Source organism: Enterobacter sp. LU1 (assembly GCF_008271405.2).
Lineage (GTDB): Bacteria > Pseudomonadota > Gammaproteobacteria > Enterobacterales > Enterobacteriaceae > Enterobacter > Enterobacter hormaechei_C.
The window spans coordinates 23,678-36,331 of record NZ_CP043438.2; the positions used below are offsets into that span (position 1 = coordinate 23,678).

Sequence of the window (12,654 nt, forward strand, 5' to 3'; positions counted from 1 at the left end):
CGTTAAATTCCTCTGTACAGCGAACTACCGGGTCATAATCATAATTAAGGGCAACAAGATGAATATTCAGCAAATTGTGAGCTTTATTGCCTTTACGCTGCTGGTGGCGTTTATCACCTGGTGGAAGATACGTAAAGTGGATACCGCTTCGCAGCAGGGATACTTTCTGGCGGGCCGGTCGCTGAAAGCGCCAGTGATTGCTGCTTCACTGATGCTGACCAACCTGTCCACAGAGCAACTGGTGGGTCTGTCTGGCCAGGCCTATAAAAGCGGCATGTCGGTGATGGGCTGGGAGGTCACGTCAGCGGTTACGTTGATTTTTCTGGCGCTGATCTTCCTGCCGAAGTATCTGCAACGCGGTATTGCCACTATTCCCGATTTTCTGGAAGAGCGTTACGACAAAACGACACGCATCATTATTGATTTCTGTTTTCTTATCGCGACGGGCGTCTGCTTCCTGCCGATTGTGCTCTACTCCGGCGCGCTGGCGTTGAATAGCCTGTTTCACGTCGGCGATGCGCTTGGACTTTCGCAGGCCGCAGCCATCTGGTTGCTGGTCATTCTGCTGGGGCTGGCCGGAATTGTGTATGCCGTTATAGGCGGAATGCGCGCCATGGCGATTGCGGACTCCATTAACGGCATTGGTCTGGTGATCGGTGGTCTGCTGGTACCCGTGTTTGGTCTGATTGTGATGGGGGATGGCAGTTTTTTACAGGGAGTTGAGCGTCTGACCACCGTACACGCCGAGAAGTTAAATTCCATTGGCGTAAGCACCGATCCGTTGCCTATCGGCGCGGCGTTTACGGGCCTGATCCTGGTGAATACCTTTTACTGGTGTACGAATCAGGGAATTGTGCAGCGAACGCTGGCCTCGAAAAGTCTCGCTGAGGGACAAAAAGGGGCCTTGTTAACCGCCGTGTTAAAAATGCTCGACCCGCTAATTCTGGTGCTTCCTGGCCTGATTGCGTTCCACCTGTACAGCGATCTGCCGAGTGCGGACATGGCCTATCCTGCTCTGGTCAACAAAGTCCTGCCGACACCGTTGGTGGGTTTTTTTGGTGCCGTTTTATTTGGTGCAGTTATCAGTACGTTCAACGGGTTCCTGAATAGTGCCAGTACGCTCTTTAGTATGGGAATTTATCGTCGCATCCTGAAGCCTGATGCGACGCCGGACGGACTGGTGCAGGTAGGACGCCGGTTTGGCCTGTTTATCGCAGTGGTATCTGTAATAGTAGCGCCGTGGATTGCCAATGCGCCGGAGGGGCTTTATTCATGGATGAAACAGCTAAACGGCATCTATAACGTTCCACTGGTGACTATCATCATTATGGGCTTTTTCTTCCCGCGCATTCCAGCCCTCGCCGCGAAAGTGGCGCTGTTTATCGGCATTTGCAGCTACATCGTAATTAATTATCTGGTGAAATTCGATTTTCACTTTCTCTATGTTCTGGCCTGCACGTTCTGCATCAACGTGGCGGTAATGTTGATTATCGGCTGGCTCAAACCGCGCGACACGCCGTTTACCTTCCATGACGCGTTTGCCGTGGACATGTCACCCTGGCGTAATGCGAAAATTGCCTCGGTGGGTATTCTCTTCGCCATGATTGGCGTCTACGCCGGGCTGGCCCAATTTGGGGGGTATTCCACTCAATGGCTTGCCATCGTCAGCTACTCCATCACCGCAGGGGTCGTGATTTATCTCATTATCGATGCCATCCGTCAGCGCCGTAACCCTTCGCTTGTTTATGTTTCCGACGTTAAGGAAAAGCCATGAAACGCCCGAATTTTCTGTTCATCATGACCGACACTCAGGCCACGAATATGGTGGGCTGTTATAGTGGTAAACCCCTGAACACCCACCATATTGATCAGCTTGCGGAAGAGGGGATTCGCTTCAATGCTGCTTATACCTGCTCCCCTGTTTGCACCCCCGCGCGTGCGGGGCTGTTCACCGGGATCTACGCTAATCAGTCCGGACCGTGGACCAACAATGTTGCACCAGGCAAGAACATCTCAACGATGGGGCGCTACTTCAAGGATGCGGGCTATCAAACCTGCTACATCGGTAAATGGCATCTTGATGGTCATGACTATTTTGGCACCGGCGTTTGTCCTCCCGAATGGAATGACGAGTTTTGGTTTGACGGCGCTAACTATCTGGCAGAACTTACCGAAGAGCAGATTAATCTGTGGCGCAACGGCCTTAATAGCGTAGAGGAATTGCAGGCTAATAATATCGATGAGACCTTTACCTGGGCGTACCGCATCAGCAATCGCGCGATCGATTTTTTACAGCGCCCTCACCCGGAGGACGAACCCTTTTTGATGGTGGTCTCTTACGACGAACCTCATCATCCCTTCACATGCCCGGTTCAGTATCTCGAGAAATATCAGGACTTTTACTACGATTTAGGGGAAAAGGCTCAGGATACGCTGGTGGATAAGCCCGTACATCATCGCCTCTGGTCGCAGGCCATGCCGTCACCAGTTGAAGATGGCAGCCGGTATTACCATCACCCGCTTTATTTCGCCTGTAATGACTTTGTGGACGATCAGATTGGTCGTGTGGTTAACGCACTCACCCCCGAACAATGCGAGAACACATGGGTCATATATACCTCTGACCATGGCGAGATGATGGGAGCACATCGGCTTATCAGCAAAGGTGCGGCTATGTACGACGATATTACCCGCATCCCGTTGATTATACGCCCCCCACAGGGCGCACCGAAGCAAGTCGACACGCCGGTCAGCCATATCGATTTACTGCCGACCATGATGGCGCTGGCGGGGATACCTAAACCTGACATCCTGCCGGGTGACAATATTCTGGCGACAGAGCCAGAGCGCGGAGTGATGGTGGAATTTAACCGCTACGAGATAGAACATGACAGCTTTGGCGGATTTATTCCGGTACGCTGTTGGGTAACGGATGCATTCAAGTTGGTGCTGAACTTGTTCACAACTGATGAACTCTACGACCGCCGCAACGATCCAAACGAGATGCATAATCTGATTGACTCGCCGCGCTATGCTGAGCAGCGCAATCAGCTGCATGATGCGCTGCTGGATTATATGGATAAAATCCGCGACCCGTTCCGTACCTATCAATGGGCGTGTCGACCGTGGAGAGCGGACGCTATCCCTCGTTGGATGGGGGCTTTCCGTCCGCGGCCGGGAGATGGCTATTCTCCGGTGGTGCGTGATTACGACACCGGACTGCCCACGCAGGGGGTAAAAGTGGAAGAGAAAAAGCAGAAGTTTTAAGGAGACAAGATGAAAATTTCCCGCGTCGGTGAAGCGCCGGATTACCGCTTCTCGCTGGCCAATGAACGCACATATCTGGCGTGGATCCGCACCGCGCTAGGTTTTCTGGCCGCAGGCGTGGGTCTTGATCAGCTTGCACCCGATTTCGCTACGCCACTGATCCGTGAATTGCTGGCATTACTGCTGTGCCTTTTCGCAGGGGTGCTGGCGGTTTACGGCTACCTGCGCTGGCTGCGAAACGAAAAAGCGATGCGACTTAAAGAGGATTTACCCTACACCCGCGGCCTGCTTGTGATTAGCACTATATTACTGGTGGTTGCCGTAGTGGTGATGGGGTTGGTGCTCTATGTCGGGTAGCCGCAAAGCGCGCCGTGAGGCCGACCCAGGTCTACAGCCGGAGCGAACGTCGCTGGCCTGGCTGCGCACGTTACTGGGCTACGGTGCGCTTATCGCGCTGGCGATTAAACACAACTGGCACCACACGGGGCTTCCATTCTGGATTTCACTTGTGGTACTTGCGCTGGTGGCGGTTATCCTCTGGCGCTACACGCGCAGTCGTAATCTGATGGACGTTGAGCATGGTGATTTCGCACAACCTAAAGCCGTACGTGACAAATTTTTGATCGCTGTCGCTGTTCTCTCCCTCTCTATATTGTTTGCTATTACGCACTTACATCAGATTATCTCTTTTATAGAGGAAAAATAATGACAGGATGTCATGTGATGGCCAAACCGGCCAGCTCTCGCTGTAACCTGAACTGCCGTTACTGTTTTTATATCGATAAACCCGAACAACCCCAAATGAGCGAGGCCACTCTGGAGGCGTTTATTTGCCAACAGATTGCTGCCCAGCCGGATGATGACGTTCACTTTGCCTGGCAGGGAGGTGAACCCACGCTGTGCGGCATCAATTTTTTTCGTAACGTGGTGGCGTTGCAGCAACGCCACGGGAAAGGAAAGCGCATCATGAACGCTTTTCAGACTAACGGCGTACTGCTCAACGATGAATGGTGCCGTTTTTTTCGCGAAAACGACTGGCTGGTAGGTATCTCTGTCGATGGTCCTGCCGAATTGCACGATGCCTATCGCGTTAACCGTCGCGGCAATTCGACTCACCAAAAAGTTCTCGCAGCCATTGAAAAGCTATGTATTCATCAGGTTTCTTTCAATCTTCTGACGGTGGTCAATCAACAAAACAGCCAACAGCCGGAGCGGGTGTACCGTTTTCTTCGCGCGCTCGGCACCCCATTTTTGCAGTTTATTCCGTTGGTAGAGCAGGGTAATCCGTCATCAGTGAGTGACAGGGAGTGGGGGACATTCCTGAAGGCAATCTTCGACCTCTGGGTAAGAGAAGATGTGGGGCGCGTTTTTGTGCAGCTCTTTGACTCAATGCTGGGCGTCTGGAGTGGCTATCCCGCACAGATGTGCTCACTGGCCGAACGCTGCGGGCATGCCTTTGCACTAGAGGCCAATGGCGATCTCTATCAATGTGACCACTATGTTTATCCTGAATACTGTCTGGGAAATATTCATCAAATGCCGATATCTGTTCTTAACCAAACCGCCGCGGCGCGTGCATTTGGCGAAATTAAGCACGATTCGCTCACGGATGAGTGTAGGCAGTGTTCTGTTCTTCCCCTGTGCAATGGCGACTGCCCCCGCCATCGCCTGAACGGTAAAAGCGTGCTATGCGAGGGCTACCGTGATTTCTTTTTTCACAGCGCGCCGTACATGCGGGCCATGCGCGACCTCATCAGGCATCAACGTTCGCCCGCTGAACTGATGAAACAGCTGCGGCAGAGCGGCTGACGATCAGGCGTTTCCCTTCGCCAGGTACTTCGCCATCTCATCCTCCGGCACCATGCCGCCGCCGGTCGCCCACACCAGGTGGGTAACGTTCTCATCGGCATCGACGCGCAGCGGCCCGGCCATCCCCGCCAGCGCCGACGGCTCCAGGCGAATCCCTTCCTCCTGCGCCAGCCAGCCGAGCATGTCGTACATGCTTTGATCGGAGAGGGTATAGAACCCGTCGAGCAGGCGCTCCATCGCGCGGCCCACGAAGCCGGACGCACGCCCTACCGCCAGACCGTCCGCCGCCGTCACGTTATCAATGCCCAGATCCTGCACCGCAATCTCATCGTGCAGCCCGGTATAAACGCCCAGCAGCATACATGGTGAGTGCGTTGGCTCCGCGAAGAAGCAGTGGACGTTATCGCCAAAGGCCAGCTTCAGGCCAAACGCCACGCCGCCGGGGCCACCGCCGACGCCGCACGGCAGGTAGACGTACAGGGGATGATCGGCATCCACCACGCGGCCCTGCTCGGCAAACTGCGCCTTCAGGCGCTCGCCAGCAACCGCATAGCCCAGGAACAGCGTACGGGAGTTTTCATCGTCAATGAAGAAACAGTTCGGATCGCTTTCCGCCGCTTTGCGTCCCTGCTCCACCGCCACGCCGTAATCCTGCTCATATTCCACGACGATCACGCCGTGGCTGCGCAGTTTGGCTTTCTTCCACTCGCGGGCGTCGGCGGACATATGCACCGTCACCTTAAAGCCAATGCGGGCGCTCATAATGCCGATGGACATCCCCAGGTTGCCGGTTGAGCCCACCGCGATGCTGTACTGGCTGAAGAAGTTCTTAAAGCGCGGCTCCAGCAGAACGCTGTAGTCGTCTTCAAGGCTCAGCAACCCGGCGTCCAGCGCCAGTTTCTCCGCATGAGTCAGCACCTCATAGATGCCGCCGCGCGCTTTGATCGAGCCGGAAATCGGCAGATGGCTGTCTTTTTTCAGCAGCAGCGTGCCTGAAATGGCCTTACCGGACTCTTTCTCCAGCCGCGCCTGCATCGCCGGGATCGCGACCAGGTCGGATTCGATAATCCCGCCCGTTGCCGCCGTTTCCGGGAACGCTTTCGCCAGATACGGCGCGAAGCGTTTCAGGCGCGCGTGCGCGTCGTCCACGTCGGCTTTCGTCAGCCCGACATACGGCAACCCTTCCGCCAGCGTCGTGGTGCGCGGGTTAAGCCAGGTGGTTTCTTTCAGGGCAATCAGATCCTCAACCAGAGGAAACTGTGCGGTTAAAGTAGTGATAGTTGCGTTTTCCATAATACGTCTCTTCGCGCTCAGATAATGAAAGAAAGCAGGAATGTGCCGCCAAGTGCAAGCACCGAGGCGATAAACGTCGCCGTCGTATAGTATTTGAAGGTCTCATTCAGGGTCGCGCCGCAATACTGCTTCACCAGCCAGAAGAGAGAATCGGTCACGATCGTGCAGCCAATAGCGCCGGACCCGATGGCAATGGTGATGATCTCCGGGCTTACGTTCGGGTAGAGCGGCAGCATCGGCGCCACTATCGCCGTGGCACCCATCATCGCTACCGTTGCCGAACCCACGGCGGCGTGCAGCACCAGTGCCACCAGCCAGGCGAGAAGGATAGGGTGCATATGCAGGTTCGAGAGAATATGCGCCAGCGTCTCCGCCAGACCGCTGGTTTTAAGGATGGCGTTGAACGCGCCGCCCGCACCGATAATCAGCAAAATGTTGGCGATAGAGCCAAAGCCGTGCTCCGTATGGGTCAGCATTGCGCCCATGCCCATGTGCTGGCGGATCCCCAGCAGGTAGTAGGCAAAAAACACGGCGATAAACATCGCGGTGATAGGGTTGCCGATAAACTCCAGCAGGGTATACAGCGAGCCTTCTTTTGCCATGTTCAGCTCGGCAATGGTTTTCACCAGCATCAGGGCAATCGGCAGCAGCACGGTGAACAGCGTGGCGCCCAGCGACGGCAGCGTGTGTTCTTCCCGCACCTTCAGGTCTGAAAATTCCGCCGGAACCGGCTTATAGGGCAGACGATCGCCGAGCAGCTTCAGGAACAGCGGGCCGCCAACCAGAGACGCCATCAGGCCCACCATCAGACCGTAGACAATCACCGTCCCGACGTCCGCCCCTAATTTATTGGTGACAAACAGCGCGGCCGGATGCGGAGGCACCACGCAGTGCACTGCCATTAGTGCGGTACAGAGCGGAATGGCCAGCTTGAGCAGCGACGTGTTGGTCTTTTTGGCGATGGAAAACGCCAGCGGGATCAGCAGTACCACGCCCACTTCCACAAACAGCGTAATGCCGCAGATCAGGCCGACCAGGACCATAATCACGTCCGCCGACAACCAGCGGCAGCGCTGCAATGTAATCCCGATGCGCTCTGCCGCGCCGGAGACTTCCATCATTTTGCCGAGAATAGTGCCAAGACCGATAACCGCCGCCAGGAAGCCCAGCGTACCGCCAATCCCGCTCTCAATGGCGTTCACCATATCCAGCGGGCTCATCCCCATCATCGCGCCGACGAAAAAGCTTGCCAGCAGCAGCGCGAGGAACGGGTGAAACTTCAGTTTTACGATGGTTAAAACAATCAATACGATGCTGACAAGCAGCGTTGCCACAACCCAGACCTGAGATCCCATATCTCACCTCACCCTTATGTCATCTGGGGGTATTGGACGAAAAAACGGCGTGGGCTGACAAACGATATAAATTGGCGTTCAGATGAGCCAGATTGGATCAACTGAGTGACTGGACTCTAAAAAGCGCACTTAACTCGTATTAGGTTCACATAAATTCATTCTTGAGCGGTATGCTGAACGCAGAAATTACGTATGGGAATTGTGATGACCGATGCGAATGAAGGCAGAAACCGGCTGTTAAACGGCTGGCAACTGTCGAAAATGTACACCTTTGAAGTGGCCGCCCGGCATGAGTCCTTCGCGCTGGCGGCGGCGGAGCTGTCGCTCAGCCCCAGCGCGGTGAGCCACCGCATAAATCTGCTGGAAGAGGAGCTGGGCATTCAGCTGTTTGTCCGCTCACACCGTAAAGTGGAGCTGACGCAGGAAGGCAAGCGCGTTTACTGGACGCTGAAATCGTCCCTCGACACCCTGAATCAGGAGATCCTGGATATTAAAAACCAGGCGCTGTCAGGTACGCTAACGGTGTACTCCCGGCCGTCGATCGCCCAGTGCTGGCTGGTGCCGATGCTGGGGGATTTTACCCGCCGCTACCCGTCGATTTCACTTACTATTCTGACTGGTAATGATTACGTCAACATGCAGCGAACCGGCATCGATCTGGCGCTCTATTTCGACGATACGCCGCCAAACCACCTTTCTCATCACTTTTTGATGGATGAAGAGATTTTGCCCGTCTGCTCGCCGGCGTATGCCCGGGAGCATGAACTGCTGAAAAACCCCCATAACCTCAGCCACTGCACGTTACTGCACGACCGTCAGGCCTGGAGCAATGATTCCGGTACGGATGAGTGGCTGAGCTGGGCGCAGCATTACGCGGCGAATATGCCGTTATCATCGGGTATTGGCTTCGATCGCTCTGATTTAGCCATTATCGCGGCCATGAATAATGTGGGGGTGGCGATGGGGAGAAAGCGGCTGGTGCAAAAACGTCTCGAACGAGGGGAGTTGATCGCACCCTTTGATGGGAAAACTCTCAAGTGCCATCAGCATTATTACGTCTCAACGCTTCCCGGCCGTCAGTGGCCGAAAATTGACGCCTTTATCGGCTGGCTAAGAGAACTGGCGGGTTGAAGAATTATTACGCTTTCGCTCTACACCAAATGTGAAAAAGCGTGCTAAATACAGGTAATGCTTTTGATTTATCCAGGGTAAACCGTGTTAAAGCCTTTTATTGCCACTGCGATCTTACTCTCTTCCGGCTGGGCGATTGCCGCTGAGCCGCCGCTGACGGCTGCCCGTTACGCGCAGATGCTGGGCGTCGGAATGGATGTCGACTGGGCACGCACCGAGCGCGGTATCCGCGAGTTCGACCCGCTGGTGGTCCGTGATTTTCAGGCGAAAGGCATACACCATGTCCGTATTCGGGTGGCGGGCGAACCGACGGAAGCGCGGCTGATTCACCTGCGTAAGCTGGTGGAGGCCTGCGAGCAATACGGCGTCATCCCCATCATCGCTTATCAGGCCGATGAATATAAAAACGACCCGAAAGCGGATACCGAAAAAGAGGTGATTAACTGGTGGATTGCCGTGGCGCACTATTTTGGTCAGCGCTCGCCGTTGCTGGGCTTTGACCTGATCTACGAACCGGCGGACAAGCTCAACCACAACGTTGCTTCGCTCAACCGGGTGTATGAGAAAGCGATCAAAGACATTCACGCCATTGATGCCAGCCGCATGATTTTTATCGCCCCTCGTCTGCGCGCCGCGCCGGAGGATTTATCCAGCCTGAAGCTGCCCGCGCACAGCCAGAATTACCTGCTGGCGGAGTGGCATATTTTCCCCTGGGGCCCGCTGAAAACGAACGGTAAATACCCGTGGACGTCCGGAACTGCTGCTGAGAAAGCGGCTATCCGTAACCGAATCAACGCCGCGCTGCACTGGCAACAAAAAACCGGGCATGTGAGCTGGGTTGGCGGCTGGGGGGGGGGCGAATCGAAAAGCCTGACGCCAACCGCCTCGCAGATGGCGTTTGCCACGTTTATGGCGTGCGAGCTGCAACAGGCCAACATCCCGTATGCGATAAACGCCGATGTTCAGTTTTATGACGGGGAAGAGGGGGCGTGGCGGCCTGCCCCAGAGCGGCTATTGCAGGCGATGATTGCGCCCGTCTGTGAAAAGCCCGGCGAGAAGCCGGGCCATCATGCGGTTAAACCGGCTGTTCGTGATGCGAGACACGCGACGCCAGCGGCAGCCAGCACAGCAAAATCAGCAGCCCCATCAGGGTCATCAGTAAGCCTAAACTCGCCTGCCCGGTCTGCGGCATCATAGCCGAAAGCCAGGCCAGCGCGCCGGAACCGATGTTCTGCAAACCGCCCACCAGCGCGCCTGCTGTGCCTGCGAGGAACGGGAACGGCTCCATCGCGCCGCTGGTGGCGAGGGGAAACAGCATGCCCGCGCCGAAGAAGAACAGCGCCGCCGGGATGAGCAACGTCCAGACCGACATCACGTCAAACAGCCCCGGGATCCACATCATCAGCCCGGCCAGCAGACAGCTGATCACCGACTGCCACATCAGCGTGGAGAAACGCTTGTTCGGACGTCCGGCGAACCATGCGCCGAAGAACGCCGCCGGGATCGGCAGTATAAACAGAATACTCACCACCATACTGCTCAGGCCAAGGCCTGCGCCCAGCAGCACGCCGGAACAGGCTTCAAACACCGCAATGCCCGCCAGGCCGCCGATTAGCATCAACAGATAACAGGTAAAGGACCCATTACCGAACAGCGTTTTGTAGCTGGCGATGAGCTTCGTGCGCGGCGCGTCTTTTGGGCGGGTTTCCGGCATCCAGCGCGCCATGCTGAAGGTGACAATAATGCACAGCACCAGCAGGAAGGCGTAACAGGCGCGCCAGGACCAGACGGTGTCCAGCAGACCCCCAATCAGCGGGGCCAGCAGCGGGCTGACCAGAATACCCATATTTAACAGACTGTTGGCGTGACGAAGCTGTGTGCCCTGGTACATATCACGCGGCAGGGTACGCGCCATAACCCCGCCGACGCCGGTGCCCACGCCCTGGAGGGCGCTGGCGGCAATCAGGACGGTCAGGCTGTGAGTGGTAATGGCAATCACCGTCGCTACCATGAAAATGCTCATGCCCACCAGAATAACCGGACGACGCCCGACGCGATCGGACAGGGGACCATAAACCAGCTGTGAAACGCCATAGGTCAGCAGATAGGCTGCCATCACGCTCTGGACTGCACCTTCGCGGACGCTCAGATCTCTTGCCATATCGGCAATCGCCGGAATGTAGATGGTTTGTGCCATCTGCCCGACGGCCACCAGTAACACCAGCATCAACAATAAGTTCACGTTCCGTTGCTTTTTCATGTCGCTGAATACTTTTGCCAAAAGAGATAAATAAAGAATAAGTGACTACGCATTCCCATAAATGCGCGAGGAATCTACCACAGAGAGATGACAATTTAAGCATTACTGTGATGAATGACAGAAGGCGTGAAGGCAGGATTTGTAAACAAGATCGGCAACTAATGTTGCCAGCGAATTACGCCAGGCGCAGCAGGACCGCACCGGCAGCAATACCCAGTGCCGCCGCGATGCGCAGGCCGGCAACCTTCTCTTTTAAAAGCACAAATGCGATTAATGCGCCGAAGAGGATAGAGGTTTCACGCAGTGCCGCGACCACAGCCAGCGGTGCCTGGGTCATCGCCCAGAGTGCCAGACCGTAAGATCCCATCGTCCCGACACCGCCGAGCAGCCCTTTTTTCCAGTGCAGGCGCAGGTAGCTGGACGCTTCGCGACGCCGCGCCACCATTGCCCAGCTCAGCAGGCAGAAACCGTTCATGAAGAAGGTCCAGAGCGTATAGCCCAGCGCAGTGTCCGAGAGTCGCACACCGGTGCCGTCCACCAGGGTATACCCGGCGATAAAACAGGCGTTCAGCAGCGCCAGCCAGATCCCCTTGCGTGACTGCATGCGGCCGTTCATCGCCATGGCCAGAATCGACAGACAAATGACCCCAATGCCGGACCAGGCAAGCCAGGAGAGATGATCCCCGAGCACCAATACGCTGATCAGCGCCACCAGCAGAGGGGCCGTCCCGCGCATAAGGGGGTAGGTCTGGCTCATGTCGGAGACCTGATAGGTCTTCGCTACCAGCACGGTGTACACCACCTGTAACGCACAGGAGACGAACAAATATGGCCAGCTTGCGGCAGTTGGCTGAGGAGAGAAGGGCAGTAAAATCAGGGCAATAAGCGCGGCTGAACCGCTGACTCCGATCGCCGAGTAGAGTTTATCCGTTCCGGCTTTAACGATGGCGTTCCAGCTGGCATGCAGCAGTGCGGCGAACAGTAAAATGCAGAAAACGGTGATGGTCATGGCGTATCGGTTGGTGAAATGTCATCCAACTGTAACATTCACCCGTCGATGCTGCCAGCCGCTTACACTGCGCAAAAAAGGCGGTGCGTCACCCGGGGTTCGTCTGACACCAGCCTGAAGCCCGCCCGATGGTAAAATCCGTACGCGGTTTCCGGCGCATGGGTATTAAGAAAATCAAACCAGATGCTGGCATCCGCCATCACCACGGTCAAAAGCTGTTTGCCTATGCCCTGCCCACGGCACTTCTCGCTGACGTAGAGATGACGAATACGTCCGGCGCGCGGCTGCTGGCTGAACGGATCGCGATTAAGGCCGCACACGCCCACCAGCCTGCCGTTAAGAAACGCCCCCAGCAGTTTTTCACCCGGCGCGTTAAAGCGGTTTTCACCCCGCTGCCAGTTCTCTTCCAGCCTGCGCAGCATATTGAAATTCAACGCGATACTCTGCGCCTTCAGGGCGATATACCCGGGTTCATCGGGCGTGACGGGCTCAATTAACAGACGCGACATAGCATTCCCTCGTTATTAAAG

At 55.8% G+C, this 12,654-nt stretch carries 11 protein-coding genes and 1 pseudogene; 7 read left to right on the forward strand and 5 right to left on the reverse strand.

Annotated elements, in window-relative coordinates:
• Nucleotides 1–58 precede the first annotated feature (58 nt).
• From FZF21_RS00110 to FZF21_RS00130, 5 genes are read left to right on the forward strand one after another with little or no spacing between them, the layout of a single operon-like run.
• Nucleotides 59–1,774: a solute:sodium symporter family transporter gene (locus tag FZF21_RS00110; RefSeq protein ID WP_033487028.1), complete on the forward strand. Its 1,716-nt coding sequence runs from the start codon at nucleotides 59–61 to the stop codon at nucleotides 1,772–1,774.
• Complete coding sequence (locus FZF21_RS00115; protein WP_033487027.1) at nucleotides 1,771–3,267, forward strand: sulfatase-like hydrolase/transferase; 1,497 nt, start codon at nucleotides 1,771–1,773, stop codon at nucleotides 3,265–3,267. Before FZF21_RS00110 ends, FZF21_RS00115 begins: the two co-directional genes overlap by 4 nt.
• A gap of 9 nt (nucleotides 3,268–3,276) precedes the next feature.
• Nucleotides 3,277–3,624, forward strand: a complete 348-nt coding sequence (locus FZF21_RS00120; RefSeq protein WP_032668912.1) for a DUF202 domain-containing protein — start codon at nucleotides 3,277–3,279, stop codon at nucleotides 3,622–3,624.
• Nucleotides 3,614–3,973 (forward strand): DUF202 domain-containing protein, encoded by a 360-nt coding sequence (locus tag FZF21_RS00125; protein WP_032668910.1) that lies wholly within the window; start codon nucleotides 3,614–3,616, stop codon nucleotides 3,971–3,973. The genes FZF21_RS00120 and FZF21_RS00125 overlap by 11 nt, the downstream gene beginning before the upstream one ends.
• 17 nt (nucleotides 3,974–3,990) lie before the next feature.
• Nucleotides 3,991–5,076 (forward strand): anaerobic sulfatase maturase, encoded by a 1,086-nt coding sequence (locus tag FZF21_RS00130; protein WP_033487026.1) that lies wholly within the window; start codon nucleotides 3,991–3,993, stop codon nucleotides 5,074–5,076.
• A gap of 3 nt (nucleotides 5,077–5,079) precedes the next feature.
• On the opposite strand, the gene dsdA is transcribed toward FZF21_RS00130, so the two are convergent.
• Together dsdA and dsdX are read right to left on the reverse strand one after the other, a co-directional pair.
• Nucleotides 5,080–6,369 (reverse strand): D-serine ammonia-lyase, encoded by a 1,290-nt coding sequence (gene dsdA, locus FZF21_RS00135; protein WP_047737247.1) that lies wholly within the window; start codon nucleotides 6,367–6,369, stop codon nucleotides 5,080–5,082.
• Nucleotides 6,370–6,386: 17 nt separating this feature from the next.
• Nucleotides 6,387–7,724: a D-serine transporter DsdX gene (gene dsdX / locus FZF21_RS00140; RefSeq protein WP_040117013.1), complete on the reverse strand. Its 1,338-nt coding sequence runs from the start codon at nucleotides 7,722–7,724 to the stop codon at nucleotides 6,387–6,389.
• Between the two features lie 204 nt (nucleotides 7,725–7,928).
• On the opposite strand from dsdX, the gene dsdC reads away from it, so the two are divergent.
• Both dsdC and FZF21_RS00150 read left to right on the forward strand, forming a co-directional pair.
• Entirely contained in the window at nucleotides 7,929–8,855 is a 927-nt protein-coding gene (gene dsdC / locus FZF21_RS00145; RefSeq protein WP_023302824.1) for a DNA-binding transcriptional regulator DsdC, read from the forward strand.
• Nucleotides 8,856–8,939: 84 nt separating this feature from the next.
• Nucleotides 8,940–10,025, forward strand: a pseudogene (locus FZF21_RS00150) (cellulase family glycosylhydrolase); the annotation flags it as partial.
• Here FZF21_RS00150 and emrD read toward each other — a convergent pair.
• The 3 genes from emrD to FZF21_RS00165 form a co-directional block, all read right to left on the reverse strand.
• Nucleotides 9,931–11,115, reverse strand: a complete 1,185-nt coding sequence (emrD, locus tag FZF21_RS00155; RefSeq protein WP_047737387.1) for a multidrug efflux MFS transporter EmrD — start codon at nucleotides 11,113–11,115, stop codon at nucleotides 9,931–9,933. The pseudogene FZF21_RS00150 and the gene emrD sit on opposite strands and share 95 nt — an antisense overlap.
• A gap of 175 nt (nucleotides 11,116–11,290) precedes the next feature.
• Complete coding sequence (locus tag FZF21_RS00160) at nucleotides 11,291–12,124, reverse strand: DMT family transporter (protein WP_015570117.1); 834 nt, start codon at nucleotides 12,122–12,124, stop codon at nucleotides 11,291–11,293.
• Between the two features lie 62 nt (nucleotides 12,125–12,186).
• Nucleotides 12,187–12,633, reverse strand: coding sequence for a GNAT family N-acetyltransferase (locus FZF21_RS00165; protein WP_149121134.1), 447 nt, complete (start codon nucleotides 12,631–12,633; stop codon nucleotides 12,187–12,189).
• Nucleotides 12,634–12,654: the final 21 nt, after the last annotated feature.